Source organism: Acinetobacter sp. ANC_7682 (assembly GCF_056779795.1).
The window spans coordinates 1-18,740 of sequence record NZ_JBWYIQ010000039.1 but is presented as its reverse complement, the minus strand read 5'-3'; the positions used below and the strand labels follow the sequence as shown (position 1 = coordinate 18,740).

General features: G+C 39.2%; 25 protein-coding genes. 15 read left to right on the top strand and 10 right to left on the bottom strand.

Annotation, left to right across the window (positions count from 1 at the left end; translation table 11 throughout):
* The 4 genes from AC1M9D_RS12645 to orn all read right to left on the bottom strand — a co-directional run.
* A partial coding sequence (locus AC1M9D_RS12645) for a hypothetical protein (RefSeq protein WP_481612313.1) occupies positions 1-208 on the bottom strand: 208 nt, incomplete at its 3' end.
* Between the two features lie 162 nt (positions 209-370).
* The gene (locus AC1M9D_RS12640) at positions 371-1,174 is read right to left on the bottom strand and encodes an enoyl-ACP reductase FabI (protein WP_092768909.1); all 804 of its coding nucleotides are present in this window, start codon (positions 1,172-1,174) and stop codon (positions 371-373) included.
* Between the two features lie 160 nt (positions 1,175-1,334).
* Positions 1,335-2,069, bottom strand: a complete 735-nt coding sequence (locus tag AC1M9D_RS12635; RefSeq protein WP_481612312.1) for a Bax inhibitor-1/YccA family protein — start codon at positions 2,067-2,069, stop codon at positions 1,335-1,337.
* Positions 2,070-2,249: 180 nt separating this feature from the next.
* Positions 2,250-2,804, bottom strand: a complete 555-nt coding sequence (orn, locus tag AC1M9D_RS12630; RefSeq protein ID WP_035270788.1) for an oligoribonuclease — start codon at positions 2,802-2,804, stop codon at positions 2,250-2,252.
* Between the two features lie 124 nt (positions 2,805-2,928).
* Here orn and rsgA point away from each other — a divergent pair, with 124 nt between their 5' ends.
* From rsgA to secB, 4 genes are all read left to right on the top strand, one after another.
* Positions 2,929-3,987, top strand: a complete 1,059-nt coding sequence (rsgA, locus tag AC1M9D_RS12625; protein WP_481612311.1) for a ribosome small subunit-dependent GTPase A — start codon at positions 2,929-2,931, stop codon at positions 3,985-3,987.
* Between the two features lie 92 nt (positions 3,988-4,079).
* Complete coding sequence (locus AC1M9D_RS12620; RefSeq protein ID WP_035270792.1) at positions 4,080-4,493, top strand: rhodanese-like domain-containing protein; 414 nt, start codon at positions 4,080-4,082, stop codon at positions 4,491-4,493.
* A 12-nt stretch (positions 4,494-4,505) separates the two neighbouring features.
* The gene (grxC, locus tag AC1M9D_RS12615; protein WP_035270794.1) at positions 4,506-4,763 is read left to right on the top strand and encodes a glutaredoxin 3; all 258 of its coding nucleotides are present in this window, start codon (positions 4,506-4,508) and stop codon (positions 4,761-4,763) included.
* Positions 4,764-4,786: 23 nt separating this feature from the next.
* On the top strand, positions 4,787-5,245 hold the full coding sequence (secB, locus tag AC1M9D_RS12610) for a protein-export chaperone SecB (protein WP_481612310.1): 459 nt from the start codon (positions 4,787-4,789) through the stop codon (positions 5,243-5,245).
* Between the two features lie 63 nt (positions 5,246-5,308).
* On the opposite strand, the gene coaBC is transcribed toward secB, so the two are convergent.
* Positions 5,309-6,574, bottom strand: a complete 1,266-nt coding sequence (gene coaBC / locus AC1M9D_RS12605; protein ID WP_481612309.1) for a bifunctional phosphopantothenoylcysteine decarboxylase/phosphopantothenate--cysteine ligase CoaBC — start codon at positions 6,572-6,574, stop codon at positions 5,309-5,311.
* A 115-nt stretch (positions 6,575-6,689) separates the two neighbouring features.
* On the opposite strand from coaBC, the gene radC reads away from it, so the two are divergent.
* Together radC and AC1M9D_RS12595 are read left to right on the top strand one after the other, a co-directional pair.
* Positions 6,690-7,376 carry a RadC family protein gene (radC, locus tag AC1M9D_RS12600; protein WP_035269684.1) on the top strand — a complete coding sequence of 229 codons (687 nt, stop codon included), beginning with the start codon at positions 6,690-6,692 and terminating at the stop codon, positions 7,374-7,376.
* A 103-nt stretch (positions 7,377-7,479) separates the two neighbouring features.
* Complete coding sequence (locus AC1M9D_RS12595; RefSeq protein WP_035269686.1) at positions 7,480-8,391, top strand: bestrophin family protein; 912 nt, start codon at positions 7,480-7,482, stop codon at positions 8,389-8,391.
* Between the two features lie 64 nt (positions 8,392-8,455).
* Here AC1M9D_RS12595 and AC1M9D_RS12590 read toward each other — a convergent pair whose 3' ends face one another.
* Positions 8,456-9,310 carry a PHP domain-containing protein gene (locus AC1M9D_RS12590; RefSeq protein ID WP_481612308.1) on the bottom strand — a complete coding sequence of 285 codons (855 nt, stop codon included), beginning with the start codon at positions 9,308-9,310 and terminating at the stop codon, positions 8,456-8,458.
* A gap of 44 nt (positions 9,311-9,354) precedes the next feature.
* On the opposite strand from AC1M9D_RS12590, the gene AC1M9D_RS12585 reads away from it, so the two are divergent.
* Genes AC1M9D_RS12585 through mnmC form a run of 4 tightly spaced genes read left to right on the top strand, consistent with a single transcriptional unit; the run spans position 9,355 to position 12,676 of the window.
* On the top strand, positions 9,355-9,969 hold the full coding sequence (locus AC1M9D_RS12585) for an inner membrane-spanning protein YciB (RefSeq protein ID WP_092768884.1): 615 nt from the start codon (positions 9,355-9,357) through the stop codon (positions 9,967-9,969).
* Between the two features lie 31 nt (positions 9,970-10,000).
* On the top strand, positions 10,001-10,303 hold the full coding sequence (locus tag AC1M9D_RS12580) for a YciI family protein (RefSeq protein WP_180000517.1): 303 nt from the start codon (positions 10,001-10,003) through the stop codon (positions 10,301-10,303).
* Between the two features lie 4 nt (positions 10,304-10,307).
* Positions 10,308-10,739, top strand: coding sequence for an SH3 domain-containing protein (locus AC1M9D_RS12575; RefSeq protein WP_481612314.1), 432 nt, complete (start codon positions 10,308-10,310; stop codon positions 10,737-10,739).
* A gap of 32 nt (positions 10,740-10,771) precedes the next feature.
* Complete coding sequence (gene mnmC, locus AC1M9D_RS12570; RefSeq protein WP_481612307.1) at positions 10,772-12,676, top strand: bifunctional tRNA (5-methylaminomethyl-2-thiouridine)(34)-methyltransferase MnmC2/FAD-dependent 5-carboxymethylaminomethyl-2-thiouridine(34) oxidoreductase MnmC1; 1,905 nt, start codon at positions 10,772-10,774, stop codon at positions 12,674-12,676.
* Positions 12,677-12,724: 48 nt separating this feature from the next.
* On the opposite strand, the gene AC1M9D_RS12565 is transcribed toward mnmC, so the two are convergent.
* Complete coding sequence (locus tag AC1M9D_RS12565; protein WP_180000521.1) at positions 12,725-13,036, bottom strand: rhodanese-like domain-containing protein; 312 nt, start codon at positions 13,034-13,036, stop codon at positions 12,725-12,727.
* Between the two features lie 91 nt (positions 13,037-13,127).
* On the opposite strand from AC1M9D_RS12565, the gene AC1M9D_RS12560 reads away from it, so the two are divergent.
* Together AC1M9D_RS12560 and AC1M9D_RS12555 are read left to right on the top strand one after the other, a co-directional pair.
* Positions 13,128-13,616 (top strand): YajQ family cyclic di-GMP-binding protein, encoded by a 489-nt coding sequence (locus AC1M9D_RS12560; protein ID WP_035269703.1) that lies wholly within the window; start codon positions 13,128-13,130, stop codon positions 13,614-13,616.
* A 28-nt stretch (positions 13,617-13,644) separates the two neighbouring features.
* Complete coding sequence (locus tag AC1M9D_RS12555; RefSeq protein ID WP_035269707.1) at positions 13,645-14,145, top strand: DUF4442 domain-containing protein; 501 nt, start codon at positions 13,645-13,647, stop codon at positions 14,143-14,145.
* Positions 14,146-14,217: 72 nt separating this feature from the next.
* Here AC1M9D_RS12555 and AC1M9D_RS12550 read toward each other — a convergent pair whose 3' ends face one another.
* The 3 genes from AC1M9D_RS12550 to AC1M9D_RS12540 all read right to left on the bottom strand — a co-directional run bounded on the left by AC1M9D_RS12550 (position 14,218) and on the right by AC1M9D_RS12540 (position 15,988).
* Positions 14,218-14,586 (bottom strand): acyl-CoA thioesterase, encoded by a 369-nt coding sequence (locus AC1M9D_RS12550; RefSeq protein ID WP_218945426.1) that lies wholly within the window; start codon positions 14,584-14,586, stop codon positions 14,218-14,220.
* A gap of 80 nt (positions 14,587-14,666) precedes the next feature.
* A complete protein-coding gene (trxC, locus tag AC1M9D_RS12545) occupies positions 14,667-15,092 on the bottom strand; it encodes a thioredoxin TrxC (protein WP_481612306.1) in 426 nt (141 codons plus the stop codon).
* On the bottom strand, positions 15,089-15,988 hold the full coding sequence (locus AC1M9D_RS12540; RefSeq protein WP_092768900.1) for an alpha/beta hydrolase: 900 nt from the start codon (positions 15,986-15,988) through the stop codon (positions 15,089-15,091). Before AC1M9D_RS12540 ends, trxC begins: the two co-directional genes overlap by 4 nt.
* Before the next feature lie 123 nt (positions 15,989-16,111).
* Between AC1M9D_RS12540 and AC1M9D_RS12535 the strand changes: the two genes are divergently transcribed.
* The 3 genes from AC1M9D_RS12535 to AC1M9D_RS12525 all read left to right on the top strand — a co-directional run bounded on the left by AC1M9D_RS12535 (position 16,112) and on the right by AC1M9D_RS12525 (position 18,555).
* Positions 16,112-16,447, top strand: coding sequence for a protein tyrosine phosphatase family protein (locus tag AC1M9D_RS12535; protein ID WP_035269714.1), 336 nt, complete (start codon positions 16,112-16,114; stop codon positions 16,445-16,447).
* Positions 16,440-16,865 carry a protein tyrosine phosphatase family protein gene (locus tag AC1M9D_RS12530; protein WP_092768903.1) on the top strand — a complete coding sequence of 142 codons (426 nt, stop codon included), beginning with the start codon at positions 16,440-16,442 and terminating at the stop codon, positions 16,863-16,865. Before AC1M9D_RS12535 ends, AC1M9D_RS12530 begins: the two co-directional genes overlap by 8 nt.
* A 316-nt stretch (positions 16,866-17,181) precedes the next feature.
* On the top strand, positions 17,182-18,555 hold the full coding sequence (locus tag AC1M9D_RS12525; protein ID WP_481612305.1) for a dihydrolipoyl dehydrogenase: 1,374 nt from the start codon (positions 17,182-17,184) through the stop codon (positions 18,553-18,555).
* The last annotated feature ends 185 nt before the right edge of the window (positions 18,556-18,740 follow it).

The following is an 18,740-nucleotide window of genomic DNA, read 5'->3' as shown; positions in this document are numbered from 1 at the left end:
TGCCGATGAATTGTTTGAGTGGAATTAAGGCATTGGTCGAGAGACAGATGAGTTCTGCTTGCACGCCTTCGTTAAGGGCATGGCTGCCATCGATGCGTTGTAGGAAGACTTGGCTATTCAGCTGTGAATGACTGAATTGGATGTGGAGGGCTCTGTTTTGGGCGGTTAGGCCGAGCTGTTCCAATGCCGAAAAGATGTTGGCAAGCATGGTTATTATCTGTCTTTTATAATTTAATAAAGCTAAAGAATTTCTTAATATTTAATCAAAAAAAATACGATTTACCTAGTCTTGGTTACATAAATGAACTTTAAAAAATGTAAAAAAATCGGCAATAAAATTGCCGATTTTTATTTCTTCTTACGATGAGATTTATTCTGTTAGCATTAAATCTGCACTCATACCAACCGTATTGTAACCAGCATCTACATATAAAATTTCGCCAGTAATACCATTTGCCCATGGTGAACACAAGAACAATGCCGCATTACCTACATCTTCAATCGTGACATTACGCTTTAAAGGTGCAACCTTTTCATTCAGATCAAGCATCTTACGGAAAGACTTGATACCTGAAGCCGCAAGCGTACGAATTGGACCAGCTGAAATCGCATTTACACGAATTCCTTCAGCACCCAAACTTGAAGCCAAGTAACGAACGCCAGCCTCTAAAGATGCTTTCGCCAATCCCATAACATTATAGTTTGGCATCACACGCTCTGAACCTTGGTAAGTGAGTGTGAGCAAACAGCCCTGACGAGCAGTTAAAAGAGGTTTTGCCGCACGAGCCATGGCAATAAAGCTATAGGCACTGATGTCATGCGCGATTTTAAAACCTTCACGATCAGTAACTTCAGTAAAATCACCATCTAAAGTATGTGCTGGTGCAAAACCAATTGAATGCACTACGCCATCCAAACCATCCCAATGTTTTGCTAATTCAGCAAATGCCTGTTCGATTTCAGCATCAACAGCAACATCACATGGAAAAACTAGTTTTGAACCAAACTGTTCAGCAAAGTCATCAACACGCTTCTTCATTTTTTCATTAGGATAGGTAAATGCCAATTCTGCACCTTCACGGTGTAAAGCTTCTGCAACACCGAATGCAATCGACAATTTACTCGCAACACCCGCGATTAAAAAACGTTTACCTGCTAATAGTCCTTGTGCCATGTGACTCTCACTTAAATTAATTTTCATGCATGATGCCAAGTCTAGAGCATTTACGAAATTGCATAATGCATCTTTTTTCAAAAAATTGTTAAACCGAATTAGACGCTAAAAAAAGATCAGACATCAGTCTGATCTTTTTACACGCCTTAGCTGAACGACATTAGTCATTACTAGACAGTAGACCAATTAAACGCAAGAAAGAGAAATACATCCAAACTAAAGTGGCTAATAAGGCAATTCCACATAACCATTCCATCGCTTTAGGCGCATATTGAGCTGCGGCATTTTCAATCAGGTCGAAATCTAAAATTAGATTTAATGATGCAATAATGGCGACAAAAGCTGCAAATCCTAAACCTAGCCAATTATTATCAAATATATATGGAATGCTCGAACCAAAAGCTAGACTCATAATAAATTGGAGAACAAATACAATCGCAATCGCAATGGTGGCTGACAACACAACCGCTTTAAATTTCTCAGTCGCACGAATAATTTGAAACCGATAAAGCGCGAACATCACCAAAGTCGTGACAAATGTTGCGAGCAAGGCCTTTAAAGGAACTCCAGGGTATTTCAGTTGAAATATGACTGAAATACCCCCTAAAAAAGCACCTTGAAATAAAGCATATGGAATAGCTAAAGTTCGAGCAGTATTCGGCTTAAAAGTAGTAATGAGTGCCAGAATGAATCCACCAATCGCCCCCACCATCGCACTAGCATAGGCGAGTGATACATTTAAAGTCATAAAACCATAAATAAACAGCGCGATACCCACCGCTGCCGAAATCACAGTTAATACAACAGATTTCTGAATCGCACCTTGAATGGTCATGGGTTGTTGATAATTGGATACCGTCTCTACACGGGTTAAAATCGGATTACTACTTTGCATAACTTAGTCTCTGTTATCATTCTTAAATTTTCACTATTCTGAGATCTATCAGTATAAAAATCAGTTTATTTTTTGCTATCAACTTTTAAACATTTTAATTAATACTTTGTTCTTTCGATCATTTATAAAATCTATAAAAAAGAGGCCTTAGCCCCTTTTCTAAAATTTCAACAGAACTTTTTAATTATTTGAGATGAAAAAATATTGACGGTAATACTTCAATTCAGCAATTGAGTCACGAATATCATCCATCGCAAGATGAGAAGCATTTTTCTTTAAACCACTCATAATTTCTGGGCGCCAGCGTTTTGCTAACTCTTTAACAGAAGACACATCCAAATTACGGTAATGGAAGAACTGCTCAAGCTCTGGCATTAAACGATGTAAGAAACGGCGATCTTGGCAAATTGAGTTTCCACACATTGGAGATGATTTTGGATTGACCCATTTTTTTAAGAATTCAAGTGTTTGTTGCTCAGCATCTTGCGCAGTTAACTTACTACGGCGTACGCGTTCAATAAGTCCAGATTGCCCGTGCTGACGTGTATTCCACTCATCCATCGCATTTAAAATAATATCTGACTGATGTACAGCTAACACTGGGCCTTCAGCAAGGATATTTAAATGATCATCTGTAATAATCGTTGCAATTTCAATAATTTGATCATTGTCTGTATCTAACCCTGTCATTTCAAGGTCGATCCAAATTAAGCGGGTATCTGGGGTGCTGCTCATAAAGTGCAATCTTATTGGGCTAAATTAAAGATGGATAGTAGCAAATTATTCCGATCTTGGCTGTAAATCCATGGCTCATCATGCTATTTTTGCCATCTAAATTTCAAGGTTTTTTAGGTTGTGAATGGCTTTAATTCGTAAGCGTCGTTTGACAGAGCAACAACAACGTCGTATTCAGAAACAACATCAAACACGTCAAGAAGAAATCGACACGTCTCACGACTTAGAAGGCTTAGTCGTCCAACACTATGGTCGACAACTCGAAGTACAAGCCCTCTCCTTGCCTGATCAACATCCAATAAAACCAGATACCAAAGAAGGTGAGCCAGAACCTTTTTGGAAACCTATTGAGCTGAATAGCGTTTGGCGTTGTCATACCCGTACCAATTTAGAATTATTGGTTACAGGTGATCGCGTAAAATGGCAAGCAGATCCAAATACTGGCTTAGGTATTATCACAGCGATTCAACCACGACAATCCTTGTTGACTCGCCCAGATCGTTATCACAAAGTAAAACCAGTAGCTGCAAATATCAGCCTGATCGTCATCGTCATTGCACCGTTACCAGACCCTGCACCAACCCTGATCGATCGCTATTTGGTTGCATGTGAAGATGCCAATATTCCTGCTTTATTAGTATTAAACAAATGTGATTTACTGAAAGAAAATGATCCAATTTTGTTGTTAGCAGAAGAATATCGTCAACTTGGTTATGACTTCATCCTGACCCAATCTAATGGTAATTTAGATGAGTTGATTCAACGTATTGACAACCAAACTGTTGCATTTGTAGGTCAATCAGGTGTTGGGAAAAGTACACTTATTAATGCCATCATTCCTGATGCTGATCAAAAAACCAATGTCATTTCAGAAAACTCCGCACTCGGTCAACATACTACGACCTCAACACGTTTAATTCGTTTTGGTGAAAATGGTGCTTTAATCGATTCCCCAGGTATTCGTGAATTTGGCTTATGGCATTTAGATCATGAGAAAATCGATGGTGGCTTTCCTGAAATTTCTGCGCTCTTAGGACATTGTCAGTATCGCAATTGCACCCATACGCACGAAAAGCAATGTGCGCTTAAAGAAGGTGTCAAAAATGGTGATATTTTACAAAGACGTTTAGAAAGTTATTTACGTCTAATAGATGAGATTACTGAGGCGCAACAAAAAAATTAGTTTTCTTTAAGCACGCCCTTGAAGCAGTGATTTTGATCACCATATATATACGTTATACTCAACGCAGTTTTTAATTAGTCATTAGGTGATTTGTGGAACGTTGGTTCGAATTTATGGGGAATCACCCCTTTTTATTTGCAATTTTAGGGGCCCTTATTGTTTTGTTTTTCGTTTTTGAAGGACAACGTAGTGGTCGTAAAATTTCGCCACAATCGCTCGGAATTTTAGTGAAAGCTAAAAATGCGATGCTGATTGATTTGCGCGATGCTAAAGATTTCCGTGAAGGTCATATTAGCGGTAGTCGTAATATTCCATATAGTCAAATTGCTGCCAATGTTGAAGAATTAAAAGCTGCGGACCGTCCATTGGTATTCATTTGTAATTTAGGCCAAGTTGCAGGCTCTGCTTTACAACAAGTCGGTCATACAGATAGTTATCGTTTAGACGGTGGCATTAGTAACTGGAAAGCTCAAGGCTTACCTTTAGTAAAAAGCAAAAAAGCTTAAGGAGTTTGTAAAATGACAGCTCAAGTGACTGTATATTCAACAACGATGTGTCCTTATTGCGTACGTGCAAAGCAACTCCTTGAACGTAAAGGCATTGAGTACAAAGAAATTAATTTATCAAAAGAAGCACCTGAGGTTCGTGTTGAGTTAATGCAAAAAACCAACCATCGCACAGTGCCACAAATTTTCATTAAAGATCAATTCATCGGTGGTTTCGACCAACTTTATGCTTTAGAGCGTGAAGGTAAACTAGACGAATTATTGGCATAATCACTAAATCTAAGGAATTAAGAATGAGTGAAGAACAACAAGTTCAACCACAATTAGCATTAGAACGTATTTATACAAAAGATATTTCTTTTGAAGTTCCTGGTGCTGCGGTTTTTACAAAAGAATGGCAACCTGAGTTAAACATCAATCTTTCTTCATCAGCTGAAAAAGTAGATCCAACTCATTTTGAAGTTTCTTTAAAAGTGGTTGTACAAGCTTCGAATGCAGGTGAAACTGCATTTATCGTAGACGTAACACAATCAGGTATTTTCTTGATTGATGGCGTTGAAGATGAACGTCTTCCGTACATTCTTGGTGCTTATTGCCCTAATATTTTGTTCCCATTCCTTCGTGAAGCGGTGAACGATCTTGTAACTAAAGGTAGCTTCCCTCAATTACTTCTTACACCGATTAACTTTGATGCTGAGTTTGAGGCGAACATGCAACGCGCTCAAGCTGCAGCTGCTGAAGGTCAAGCTTAATGGTCTGATTAAGTTTACCCTTATAAAAAAGACCGCATTTGCGGTCTTTTTTATATCCTACATTTAAACAGGTCGTTTTTCTTGATGTAATGCATCGTGGATAGCTTCAACCAATTGCTGTGCAATTTCTTGCTTTGAAGCTTTTTCAAGATCACGTTTTTCCATTTCATATTGTTCAGCAAAAAACACGGTCATCGCATTTTCATCTGAAGCAAAACCAATATCCGCTCTTGAAACATCATTGCATGCGATCATATCTAGCTTCTTAGCCACCAATTTACCTGCCGCATATTCTTCAACATTACGCGTTTCAGCTGCAAAACCGACCATAAATGGACGTTTATCTTGCAAAGCTATCGTCGCTACGATATCAGGATTTTTAACAAGAGAAACAGCTAACTCATCACCAGCTTTTTTGATTTTATGTTCCGCAACTTCTGCAACACGATAATCCGCTACGGCAGCTGTCGCAATAAATACATCACATCCTGTTTCCAACTGATTCATACTTAAGTCAAGCATCTGTCTCGCTGAAGATACATTTAAACGCTTCACCCCATTCGGTGTATCTAAACTGACAGGACCCGCGATCAGTGTCACCTCAGCACCTGCTGAATAACATGCAGCAGCAATAGCAAACCCCATTTTTCCAGTGCTGTGGTTTGAAATATAACGCACTGGATCAATTGCCTCTCGAGTTGGACCTGCGGTAATCGTCACTTTTTTACCCGCCAGCAAGCCAAATTTTTCTGCAATTGCACGCTGCGCTTTATGGAAATATTCTCGTACCTGTTCAGCTAAATCTTCAGGCTCAGGCATACGTCCTAATCCAACATCGCCACACGCTTGAGAACCCGCCTCAGGCATAATGACATGCACACCATCCTCAACCAAACCACTTAAATTGCGCTGTGTTGCTTTAGCCGCCCACATTTGTTGATTCATGGCTGGTGCGATCCAAACAGGTGCTTTTGTTGCCAAATAGAGTGTACTGAGTAAATCATCCGCTAATCCACAAGCAAATTTGGCAATACTGTCACAACTGGCAGGAGCAACAAGTACCAAATCCGCCCATCGTGCTAATTCGATATGCCCCATTCCAGCTTCAGCTTCTGTATCTAGAAGTTCAGTATGCACTGGATTACCCGACAATGCTTGAAAGGTAAGCGGCGTAATAAAAGCTTGGGCACCTTGAGTCATTACAACTCGGACATTAAATCCGTAATCTTTAAGTCGGCGTACTAAGATGGCACTTTTATAAGCAGCAATACCACCAGTAACAGCAAGAATAATATTTTTATTGGAGAACACACTAAGATCAAAACTCAAGATCACGTCACCTTTTTATTGCAGTGGCGCTCACAATAGCATTAAATATTCTGCCACCCAAGATATACCTTGGTGAATATTCAAAAGTTAAAATAATTTAAAACAGTGAATAATAATGAATAATTCGATCAAACAATGGCCCGAACAAGAACGACCGCGAGAAAGATTACTCCGCCAAGGTGCTCATAGCCTCTCTGATGCAGAACTCCTCGCCATCTTTTTAAGATCAGGATCTCAACAACATTCTGCGGTCGAATTAGCAAGATTGATGTTGCAACATTTTGGAAGCTTAAATGCAGTGTTTGATGCATCGATAGACGAAATTCGCATGTTCCATGGCATGGGAGACACTAAATACTCTCAATTGATGGCTGTAAAAGAGCTTGGACGGCGTTACTTGCAACATCAATTGAACCAACAAATTGATTTAAGTCGCTCTGATTTAATTCAAGATTATCTTCGCTATGAACTTATTGGCGAATCTCAAGAGATTTTCGCGGTACTCTGTTTAGATGCAAGGCTCAGAAAAATTAATTTTAAAAAATTATTCTTTGGTTCTACTAACCACTGTGCAGTTTCAATTAATCAGTTTATTCGACATATCATCCACACTCAGGCGAGTGCTGTGATTATTGCACATAATCATCCTTTAGGAATTCCTCAGCCCTCAATTGACGATATCAATTTGACGAAATCTTTAAGTAGAGCTTGTAATTTAATTGAGGTTAAATTACTCGATCATGTCATCATTTCCACCGAAGGCAGCTACTCTTTTATGGAGCACCAACTGATCCGAGAATAAGTCTATAAATTACAGAATAAAATTGCTCGAAGTTTCCATTTTTTATCATTGACAATACTCGCTGAACTAGTGAAGATCATAGAAAAATGAAAGATTGATTTACATGATTGTTCGTGATCAAACCGATACGCTAAAACTATTATTTTCATGGCGTGGAACCATCTTACCGAAGGTATTACCTCCACTTGGAATCGTTATGCTGATTTCAGCAATCGTGGGGGGAATTGAATATATAAATCTCTATAGATTCCCTGAAATTCCTTTGGTTGGGTTTACACTGATCGGAGTAGTATTGTCGATTTTTTTAGGTTTCAAAAATTCGGCGTGTTATGACCGTTGGTGGGAAGCGCGTAAATTATGGGGGAGCTTAATCGCCAATGCTCGACATTTCGATCGAGACTGCCGGATCTTGCCGCAAGGTCGTCGTGAACGTGTAATTCAGCATATGATTGTTTTTGCTAACGTACTGCGTGACCGTCTTCGTCATCAAACAGTCAGTCCCGATGCTTTGCATCAAACCAGTGGCATGAGCCCACAAGCTTTAACTCAACTTTACCAGCAAGCCAATGCACCACAATACACATTAAGTTTGATTCAATGGGAGTTGATGCAGTCACTGAAAGAAGGCGAAATTTCAGACATTATTTATACACAAATGAACCAACATGTAACTGAATTAAGTTTGGTTCAAACAGGCTGTGATCGTATTGCTACAACTCCTTTACCTTATGCTTATTCAGTACTCTTAAACCGTACCGTTTATTTTTTCTGTTTTATGCTTCCATTTAGTTTAGGCTCGGTGCTCGGTTTGGCGACGCCACTTTTAGTCGGTATTTTAGCATATACGTTTTTGGGGCTTGATGCGCTCAGCTCTGAAATAGAAGAGCCTTTTGGTACACAAAGTAATGATCTTCCACTCGATGCCATGGTTCGTACAATCGAGATTGAACTACTCGGGACTTTAGGAAAACCAACTCCTCCACCGATCCAAGCACAAGATCACAACTTACTTTGATTCATGACAACTTAATGTCTGATCAACGCCTGAAATTCTCTTATCTGTTGTTATAAGAGAATTTCTATACAATAAAACTTTCCCAGATGCCAACCTGCCCCTCTTTCACTTGAGGGATATTCCCCAATTTTATCCATGGCATATTATCTCCATGGAAATCACTTCCAACTGATACTTTAAGCCCAAATTCGGCAATCATTCGGTCTACCATTTGTCGCGTCGAGGTAGGCTCAATCGCAGGTGGCAACTCAACTGCGTCGCCTCCGTAACGTGCAAATATTTCAATTAAATAACGAATGTTCGTCGCAGATAAATCATAACGGGTAGGATGTGCCAAAACAGCAAACCCTTGAGCCTCATGAATTACACGTATCGTTTCCTCCAGACCAAGTCCTTCAAACTGAACATAAGCTTTTTTACCTTCTTTGATATATTTGTCAAAAGCTTGTTGCGGACGTGAAACATGACCCTTCTCGACCAGCGTCTTCGCAATATGGGTTCGTGTCACACGATCAGGTATACCCTCGACCTTCGCAACCACATCCGCGTAAATATCCTCTCCAATAAGAGGCTTCAACAATTCACAGATGAGTTGAGCACGTTCAGCTCGAATCATCTTTTGTTGTTCTAGTAGCTTATGCAAAGGATCAGGTGATTGCATATTCAGTGCGACCACATGCACACCATAACTTTTTTTGGTCGAAGGTCTAGACCACTGACTTGAAATTTCCACACCTGAAATAATTTGAATTAGTTGATTTTTTGCAACTTTTTCAGCCAAAACCAAACCATCCATGCTATCGTGGTCAGTCAGTGCAAGGGTATGTATCCCTTTTTCGAGCGCAGCTTGAACCAGTAACTCTGGCGACAAAGTTCCATCAGAAATATTACTATGTGTGTGTAAATCTACGCCTTGCATCTTTTATACTAACCCATCCACCTGAACTGCATAGATACTTTAACATGAAAGCACTTTTAGACTTTGTGCCACTCATAATTTTCTTTTGGCTTTACAAAACTGTCGATCCCAAAGATAACAATCACCCTTTACTGCAATGGATCGGCTCTGCAGGTGGCGTCGATAATAACCATATTCTCGTTGCTACAACGGGCTTAATCATTTCTATGCTCGTGGTCTACGGTGCATTATTTGTCCGCCAAAAATTTCACCTTGATAAACAACAATGGATTGTTTTATTTATGACGGTGATTTTTGGTGGTATTACTCTTATGTTGAGCGATGATTTTTATATTCGTCTCAAAGCAGCGATCTTGAATTTTGTATTTGCTGGTGCTTTCATAATTTCACCTTATTTTGGTAAAGACCGCAAACCTCTCATTCAACGCTTATTTGGTCCTATTTTAAATTTAACACCGCAGGGATGGAAAAATTTAAACTATGCTTGGGCCGCGATGTTTGTTGGTATGGCATCATTGCATATTTTCTTTGCTTTCGTGTTCATGGATGGAAAATATTGGGGTGAATTTACTGCTTTTGGTGACATGATTGTGATGTTTTCATTTATCATTATTCAATTCATCATTTTACGAAAACACTTTAAATCTGCAGAAGAATAATCGTGTTGAAAGAAGATATAGAGATTTCGCCATGCCCTTATTTGTAGTGACGTGTACCGACCAAGAAGGTACTGTTGAAAAACGCTTAGCAACACGCCCACAACACCTTGCACGCCTAGAAAAACTGGCTGATGAAGGTCGTGTAATCGTCGCTGGCGCGATGCCAAAAGATCGTAATAATCCACAAGCTGGATTTTATGGCAGCACCCTTATTTTAGATTTTGAAAGCCGTGAAGCGCTAGATGAATGGTTAGCAGATGAGCCTTTTTTAAAAGAAGGCATTTATGCCAGCATTGACGTAAAACCTTTTAATAAAGCATTACCACATGAATAAGATGATGAATTTGACACGCTCTGCTCTTTTCATCAGTTCTGCATTGGTATCTTCAGCTTGGGCTGAACCCGCAGCAACTACTGCTGCACCAGCGAATCCAGCTGCACAGTCTCAGCCAGCAACAGCTACGCCTGCAAAGCCACTTACAGCTGAACAAATTGCACGAAATAAAGCGCTTCAAGAAGCAAAAGTAAAGGCTTTAGTCAAAGACCAAGCAACACGTCTCCAACAGCTTGAAAAAGCAAACCTAGAAGCTTTAGCACAGAATCAAGAATTACAACTAAAAAATGATAATTTAGGTGTACAAATTCAGGTGCTTCAAAGTGAACGTAGTGCTCAAATGTTTTTGTACGGTGCAGCAACAATGGCTATCGGTATTTTTGTCGGCTTTATTATTGCCAGTTACATCTATACAAAACGACGTCGTCAGTGGTAAACCACTGACACGCTTTTCAAAGGTTTCAAATTTTGACTCAGGCCATTCAAACTGCTGATCTCGATTGGCAACTCGTTGATGGAATCGATATTCCAGTTTCTAAAATTTTCGGTGATGTTTATTTTTCAAAAGCCAATGGCCTTCTTGAAACACGTCATGTCTTTATCAATGGTAATGATCTACATGAACGCCTATCGGACTTAAAACCATTTGAACATTTCACAGTCGGAGAAACTGGCTTCGGCACGGGTTTAAATATCCTCACCCTTTGGCAACTTTGGCAATCAATTCGTCCAAATAATCATAGTCAACTGCATGTCATTACGGTGGAAAAATTTCCATTGAGCAAGGCTGATCTGATCCGAGCTTTAAATGCTTGGCCTGAACTGAAACATTTATCAGATCAACTCATTGCCCAATATCCACTGCCAATTGCAGGATGCCACCGCCTTCATTTTCCAGATGAGCGTTTTAGTATTGATATTTGGTTAGGTGATGCACATGATGTTTTTCCAGTCATTGCCAAAACTAGCACTGTCAATGCATGGTTTTTAGATGGATTTGCTCCTGCCTGTAATCCAGATATGTGGGAAGAACAAGTTCTGAATCAAATTATTCGACTATCAGATATTGGAACTACTTTTGCCTCTTTCAGTGTTGCTGGCATCCTCAAAAGAGGATTAAAAAAACACGGCGTGAAAATTACACGCCCAAAAGGGTTCGGACACAAACGTGAAATGCTAAAGGGAGTTTTACTGCCTTTAGACGAAGAGGCTGAAAAAAGTGAACTCTCTCCCGAAGATTACCAATACAAACCACACTCAAGTTCTCAACGCCGTATAGGCATTGTAGGCGCTGGAATTGCGGGTTTAAGTTGTGCCTATGCCTTTGCATTAAGAGGTCACCGCGTCCGCCTATTTGACCACCATGAGCCATTAAGTGGCGCGTCAGGAAATCCTCTGGCTTTATTGAATCCCAAACTCTGTCCTATTGAACAAAGTGCCGATCATTTGATGACATTAGCATGGCAACATGCGATGAACCATTATTCAAAATTTAAAGCCTTTGACGAAGCACAAGTCCATCAAATCCCTCTTAAACACGTTGATGAACTTCTCGATCTTGCAAATCAATATCCAGAAAACATACTCGAAGCAAATTCTGCCGCTGAAAACAGCCTGTTCAACCAAGCATTCCTCACCCTGAAACAGGCTGGAACAATCAGACCGCATGATTTGGCTAAAGAAATTTTATCGAATGAACTGATCGAATTTCAGCAAGCGACAATCAAATCGTGGGACCGACTTGCCAATCATCAAGTCGGTATAACAGATCATGTTGGACAACAATATCAATTTGACCACGTGATTATTTGTTGTGCCCGTGAAAGTATGAATCTCTTTGATGATTTTCCGATTTTAAAACCGATACGTGGTCAAGTTAGCTGGTTTAATCATGTTTCATCTTCACAGTTCAAGAAACATGAAGCATATAGCTATGGTGGCTACTGTATGCCTTTAAATGATCATCAAATCATTTTAGGTGCTTCTTTTTACCCTAATCGAGATGATCAAGATGTTCTTGATGAAGATCATGAACATAACTACAGGTTACTTGCAGATCTCGCACCAGATATTGCTGCACAATTTCCTGACCATCATTCTTGGCATGGTAGAGCTTCTGTTCGTGCACAAAGTCAGGATTATTTTCCGCTTTTAGGTCAGGTTGAATCTAATAATGAGATTTATACACTCTCAGGTTTGGGATCTAAAGGCTTTTTATTTGCTCCTTTGTGTGCTGAAATTCTAGTGGCTCAAATCTTAAAAACAGCATGTCCTGTATCTGAAACTTTACTCAATAAGCTCAATGTCCATCGATTTAGAAAGAAAGTAAGAATAAAGAAGCCATATTTTCAGGCTAAAACTCAATCATCATGATTTATTGAAACTAAAAAAGCGCCATAAGGCGCTTTTTTTCAACCATGATTAACCTTGCTCTAAAGGTAATCCTGCCTCACGAGCAGCACGAGTACCACCCATTAAGACCACATATTCACGTGAACTATCAAAGCCTTCTAATAGTTCTGCAGCACGTGGTGCTTTACTTCCGCCGCCACATAAAATGTAAATCGGTTGATCCGCTGCAACTTGAGTCAGGCTATCTGCTGAAAGTGTGGAAATCGGTTGGTTCACCGCTCCTTTCACATGTGCTTCAGCATAAGCACTTGTATCACGTACATCCCAGATAATCGCGTCAGCTGGGAACTCAAATGTTGTAATTTCTTGTTTACGGATCATTGCGCACTCCTTTGATGTAAACAACACTTGGCAAATGAAGAAAACATCCCTAGCATCTCAGATATTCTTTCTATTTGTAAAGGTCTAAACTATGCCATCTTTCGATATTGTTTCAGAATTAGAGATTTTTGAAGTAAATCATGCAGTTCAAAACACACAAAAGGAAATCGGAACGCGTTTCGACTTCCGTGGTCAAGACGTTTCGATCGAATTAAACGAAAAAAATAAAGAAATTAAGATCTCGACTGAAAGTGACTTCCAATGTGAGCAAGTTTACAACATGCTGGAAAATCACTTTTATAAACGCAAAGTCGACGTTCAAGCACTAGATCCGCAAAAAATGACAGCATCTGGCAAAAATGTCATTCAAGTGATTAAACTTAAAGACGGTCTTGACTCTGATACAGCAAAAAAAATTAATAAAGCCATTAAAGAAAGTGGTATCAAAGTGCAATCTTCTATTCAGGGCGATAAAATCCGAGTCACTGACAAGAAGCGCGATACTTTACAACAAGTTATGGCGTTCTTAAAAGAACAGCAATTCGGTATCCCACTTCAATTTAACAACTTCAAAGACTAATCTCTTTGCTCCATCATAGGAACTGATCATGGCAAAAGGCAATCGTTTATCTAAGTTAGTAAAAGCGACATCTAAGTTTCCACAAGGTATCCGTAGTACTTTATGGAGCAAAGCTTTTGGCCGTGTCGTTCCAATGGTGGGAACCGCCAAATTACGTTATCTTGAAGTTAGTCATGCTAAAGTTGTCGTTAAAATCGAAAACCATAAAGCAATGCAAAACCATATTGGTCAAGTGCATGCATGCGCAATGGCGCTGATCGCTGAAACAGCTACAGGCTTTGTTACGGGCATGAATGTACCCGATACCTCAATCGTATTAATAAAAAGCTTAAAAGTAGATTTCAAACGCCCATCTAAAGGTGCGATGACTGCAGTCGCTACATTGACTGATGATCAACAAAAACAGATGCAAGAGTCTGAAAAAGGTGAAACCCTTGTCAAGGTGATCGTGACAGATGAATCTGGCGAAGAGCCAATTCAATGTGAAATGCTCTGGGCTTGGATTGCAAAATCTCAACTTAAGCAATAAAGCTCATGATCATATTGATCCTAAAAAAGTTTCCCTAATAAAAAATCCCAACGATGTTGGGATTTTTTGTGATTATATGCTTAGAGATTCTTGAAACTTTTGTTTAACATCATCTGGAATCTGGCGTTTTGCCCCTTTCACATCCACCGCAACAAAAGTGAAAACACCTTCTGTCACTCTTTTCGCTGGACGTGAAGAGTCGTGACTATCCCATACTTCAATTTGCATTTGAATTGAGGTATTTCCGAGCTTTAAAATTTTAGTATAACAACTAATGACATCACCCACCTTAACAGGCACAAGGAATGTCATTTGATTAATTGCAATGGTTGCACAGCGACCTTTTGTATAACGCTCTGCATGAATAGCTCCAGCCAAATCCATTTGTGAAACAATCCAACCACCAAAAACATCCCCACTCCAGTTGGTATCTGCAGGCATAGCAATGGTTTGAAGGGATAATGTACCTTCTGGCTTAAGTTGAGAATCTGACACAGTCACTCCAAATATTGGCCTATTGGTTAAGCATTTAATTGCTGATTTAACCAATCTTGTAATTGATTTGCACGTAATGCACCACTTATTCTAGCAATTTCATTGGTTTTATTCATCAATACCAACGTTGGAATACTACGAACATGAAAGGCTGCACTTAAACGCGGATTCGCTTCAGTATCTATCTTCGCAAAAACCACATGCGGATTTGATTTGGCTACTTCGGCAAAATGCGGTGCCATCATTTTACAAGGTCCGCACCATTCTGCCCAAAGATCAATCAATACTGGTAAATCACTGTTGGTAATAAAGTTGCTAAAGTTTTGCTCATTCAGCTCAATAGCGGCAAGCGGAATCAAATGCTCATGACATTGACCACAATTCGGCTGAGATTGGATTTTATCTTCAGGTACACGATTTTTTGCGCCACAAGATGGACAAACAACAATCATGAGTTTACTCCTCTATTTTGATCTAAGAATTCTAATTGAAGCTTGATTGCGCTTTCCATCCAATTTGCTTGATAAATATCAAAATGTGTCATATTCCACTCATGGTATTCCACATAAGGTGCCATATTGGTTGCAGTTTCACGACTAATCTCTATGGGAATAACTGCATCTTTCTTGGCAGCTATAAATAACACAGGAATTTTAATACTTCTTGCCGTAGTAATCGGTCGAAATCGTATGACGTCTAACATAGCTCTTGCAGGCACCTCACCGCTCCAATAATAGTTTGAATCAACGATCGACATATACCCTTGATAACTATCCTGACTCGGGTAAAAACTTAATGCATAAGGATGAACGACAGGCATTGTTTTTCCAACACGTCCTACTTTGGCTGCCATTAAATCCTGACTCGATAACTTTAAAGCCTGCGCCATATGTTGAATTGGATAAATTTTACTGCTGGCATTTCCGTCCACAAAGGGTACTTGCGCTATTGCAGCCCGAATCCCATTTAACTCAGATGCAAGTTTTAGAACATATCCGCCACTCAGACCCGTTCCCCATAAGAAAAGGTGGTGTCCATCAACCAAAGGGAATAATTTGATATGCGCAATCACAGCATACCAATCTTCTAGCTGCTGACGGATAGAGACCATTTCTCGTGGTTTACCCGTACTTCCTCCCCAACAACGATAGTCAAAGAGTACAACTGCAAAACCTGATTGAGCAAAACGTTGCGCATATTGGATTAATTTGAATTGACGTAATCCTGCAAAACCATGCGCCATAATAAGCACAGGAGGTCTTTTAACTTTGACAGGCAAATAAAGGTCAGCAGCGATCAACTCATTTGCTTTTTGTACGTACAACGGCTCTACGGTGTAATCGTACATAGGTGCTCCATGCATATATTCATACGATTTTTATTTTAAATTTTTTGTGTCGATCAAAGCTCATATCTGAGCGAGATGCTATGATAGTAGCATAGTCTTTTAATTTATTTTGGGAGTGACGCAATGAGTGAAAATGTAGGTTTTGCTGGTCAAATTGGGCCAGAACATTTAGTTCAAGTTGTTGAAAAAGGATTTAAATCTGTGATTAATAATCGCCCCGATATGGAAGGCGGACCAGAACAGCCAACAAGTGCCCAAATTGAAGAAGCTGCACGCGCTCAAGGCTTAGATTATGTATATCAACCTGTAGTTGCAGGTCAAATTACTGAGCTTGATGTTCGTACTTTTGCAAATCATTTCAATGAGCTACCAAAACCAGTATTAATGTTCTGTCGTACGGGAAATCGCTCTAATAATCTCTACCAATTAGCAAAACAAATGGATTTGCTTGATGACTAAGATGTGGTTTAGATTCATCCTTTCCACCTTCATTTTTAGTATCGTAACACTAAGTCATTCAGCATCAGAACCGCTCAGTAAAGCACTTAATCCATCTGTGAGTGTATCGGGTCATATGACGTCTACAAAATTCAATGCCTTAATGCAGCAGGGATTTAAGTCTGTGATCGTTAACCGTCCTGATCAAGAATCAGGTAACGAAACAACTGCAAGTGAATTAAGAGCTTTAGCCGAAAAGTCTAAAATCAGTTTGATTTACCAACCTGTTATTTCAGGTCAAATAACAGATGCAGATGTTCATGAGTTTGCGAAGTATTACAATAGTCTACCTAAACCTATACTTTTAGTATGTAAGTCAGGTAGTCGTTCTACGTTACTATTTAATAAAGCAAATTCATTAGGACTCATTCATGAATAAAATTTGTATTGCATTATGTTGTTCGTTTCTTTTACTCGGTTGCACATCGATGAATGTAAAACCAACTGTTGGTGTGCATGCAGGTACATCATTATAAGATAAATGTATCTTATTCATTTTAAAGGCGCACAAGCGCCTTTTTCTTTCATCTTATTTCAATAACAACCATGAAAATACTTAGTTTTAAATAATACAAATTTTCAAAATATGGATATCACCAAAAGTTAAAGGTTTAAGTGTAATAAATTGAAAAAAAACCTTATTCATCGAAGTTTTTTTTATATAGTGAATTCAAATCATTCTTACTCAATACAATATGTACGATATCATTATTATTGGAGCTGGTACTGCTGGTATTTCAGCTTATAAAGAAGCCATTAAAACTACACAAAATATACTTATTGTGAACGACGGTCCGTGGGATACCACTTGTGCTCGAGTAGGTTGTATGCCGAGTAAAGTTCTAATTTCATCAGCTAATCTTGCCTATAATGCGAGAACTTCAGAACAACTTGGGCTAAAAATTTCTTCTCAAATTGACACTAAAGATGTTATGCAACATGTACAGCAATTACGTGATCGATTTACAAATGCAACACTGAAGGACGTTAATTCATGGCCTACAGCGCACAAAATTTCAGGTCGCGCAACATTTGTAAATGCAAACACAATCAATGTTAATAATAAGAAATACCAAGCTAAATCGTTCATTATCGCTGTTGGTTCAAGACCAACAGTAAATCAAGATTGGCAACAAAAACTTGGTCATTTATATTTAACTTCTGATCAAGTCTTTGAAATACCTACTTTACCAAAAAGTTTAGCTGTAATTGGAAGCGGTGTCATTGCAATCGAACTTGCACAAGCCATGCAGCGTCTAGGTGTGGAAACTACAGTTTTTGCTCGCAGTAAAAAAATTGGTTCATTGACTAGCCCAGACTTACAAACGCTTGCTCAAGAAATATTCTCAAAAGAATTAAATATCAAATATGAGATTTTACCCGAGCAGGTTGAGAAATTAGGCGAAGATAAGGTTCAAATTAACTTTATCGAAAATGGTAGCAATCAATCTATAGAAGTTGATTACCTATTATCTGCGACTGGTCGTACTACGAATTTAGATACGTTAAATATTCAGCATATAAATGATGAATTCATTGATCTAAAGCAACTACCTGTTGATCCAACCACTAAACAGCTTGGTGACTACCCCATTTACATTGTAGGTGATGCATTTACTGCAACGCCTATCCAGCATGAAGCGTCTTATGAAGGTAAATTGGCGGTTCATAATTGCCTCAATCAACATCAATCGAGTCAGAAAAAAAGTCTTACCCCATTGGGTATTATGTTTAGCTCACCAGAAATGGCAGGGATCGGCTCCAATTATCACACACTGCGTAAAGCCAATCATGAGTTTGTTACAGGTATCGTATCCTACGAAAAGCAAGGACGAGCGATTGTCAATGGACAAAATATTGGGGCTGTAGAGGTTTACGTCGATCGATACTCACGTAAACTTCTCGGAGCAGAATTTCTTTGTTATTCAGCAGAACATTTAGCACATTTGCTCGCTTGGGCTATCTCCAGTGATCTTACTGTTGATGAAATTCTAGATCACCCTTTCTACCATCCAACGCTAGAGGAAGGCCTAAGAACTGCGTTAAAACACGCTCGACGACAACTTTAATCTATTATTTGATACAAGGCCCTCTCATGAGGGCTTTTATTTTTATATCTTTATTTCAATTTTTTCACATAAAAAAAAACACCCCCTTCGAATAAAGGGGGTGTTTAGAATAATGAGCTGGCGATGACTTACTCTCACATGGGTAACCCCACACTACCATCAGCGCTAAGAGGTTTCACTTCTGA

Excerpts from the sequence above, each read along its gene's own strand:
- AC1M9D_RS12640 (WP_092768909.1), bottom strand. The coding sequence starts at position 1,174 with ATGGCACAAGGACTATTAGCAGGTAAACGTTTTTTAATCGCGGGTGTT.
- AC1M9D_RS12635 (WP_481612312.1), bottom strand. The coding sequence starts at position 2,069 with ATGCAAAGTAGTAATCCGATTTTAACCCGTGTAGAGACGGTATCCAAT.
- orn (WP_035270788.1), bottom strand. The coding sequence starts at position 2,804 with ATGAGCAGCACCCCAGATACCCGCTTAATTTGGATCGACCTTGAAATG.
- rsgA (WP_481612311.1), top strand. The coding sequence starts at position 2,929 with ATGGCTTTAATTCGTAAGCGTCGTTTGACAGAGCAACAACAACGTCGT.
- grxC (WP_035270794.1), top strand. The coding sequence starts at position 4,506 with ATGACAGCTCAAGTGACTGTATATTCAACAACGATGTGTCCTTATTGC.
- secB (WP_481612310.1), top strand. The coding sequence starts at position 4,787 with ATGAGTGAAGAACAACAAGTTCAACCACAATTAGCATTAGAACGTATT.
- radC (WP_035269684.1), top strand. The coding sequence starts at position 6,690 with ATGAATAATTCGATCAAACAATGGCCCGAACAAGAACGACCGCGAGAA.
- AC1M9D_RS12595 (WP_035269686.1), top strand. The coding sequence starts at position 7,480 with ATGATTGTTCGTGATCAAACCGATACGCTAAAACTATTATTTTCATGG.
- AC1M9D_RS12590 (WP_481612308.1), bottom strand. The coding sequence starts at position 9,310 with ATGCAAGGCGTAGATTTACACACACATAGTAATATTTCTGATGGAACT.
- AC1M9D_RS12585 (WP_092768884.1), top strand. The coding sequence starts at position 9,355 with ATGAAAGCACTTTTAGACTTTGTGCCACTCATAATTTTCTTTTGGCTT.
- AC1M9D_RS12580 (WP_180000517.1), top strand. The coding sequence starts at position 10,001 with ATGCCCTTATTTGTAGTGACGTGTACCGACCAAGAAGGTACTGTTGAA.
- AC1M9D_RS12575 (WP_481612314.1), top strand. The coding sequence starts at position 10,308 with ATGAATTTGACACGCTCTGCTCTTTTCATCAGTTCTGCATTGGTATCT.
- AC1M9D_RS12565 (WP_180000521.1), bottom strand. The coding sequence starts at position 13,036 with ATGATCCGTAAACAAGAAATTACAACATTTGAGTTCCCAGCTGACGCG.
- AC1M9D_RS12560 (WP_035269703.1), top strand. The coding sequence starts at position 13,128 with ATGCCATCTTTCGATATTGTTTCAGAATTAGAGATTTTTGAAGTAAAT.
- AC1M9D_RS12555 (WP_035269707.1), top strand. The coding sequence starts at position 13,645 with ATGGCAAAAGGCAATCGTTTATCTAAGTTAGTAAAAGCGACATCTAAG.
- AC1M9D_RS12550 (WP_218945426.1), bottom strand. The coding sequence starts at position 14,586 with ATGCCTGCAGATACCAACTGGAGTGGGGATGTTTTTGGTGGTTGGATT.
- trxC (WP_481612306.1), bottom strand. The coding sequence starts at position 15,092 with ATGATTGTTGTTTGTCCATCTTGTGGCGCAAAAAATCGTGTACCTGAA.
- AC1M9D_RS12540 (WP_092768900.1), bottom strand. The coding sequence starts at position 15,988 with ATGTACGATTACACCGTAGAGCCGTTGTACGTACAAAAAGCAAATGAG.
- AC1M9D_RS12535 (WP_035269714.1), top strand. The coding sequence starts at position 16,112 with ATGAGTGAAAATGTAGGTTTTGCTGGTCAAATTGGGCCAGAACATTTA.
- AC1M9D_RS12530 (WP_092768903.1), top strand. The coding sequence starts at position 16,440 with ATGACTAAGATGTGGTTTAGATTCATCCTTTCCACCTTCATTTTTAGT.
- AC1M9D_RS12525 (WP_481612305.1), top strand. The coding sequence starts at position 17,182 with ATGTACGATATCATTATTATTGGAGCTGGTACTGCTGGTATTTCAGCT.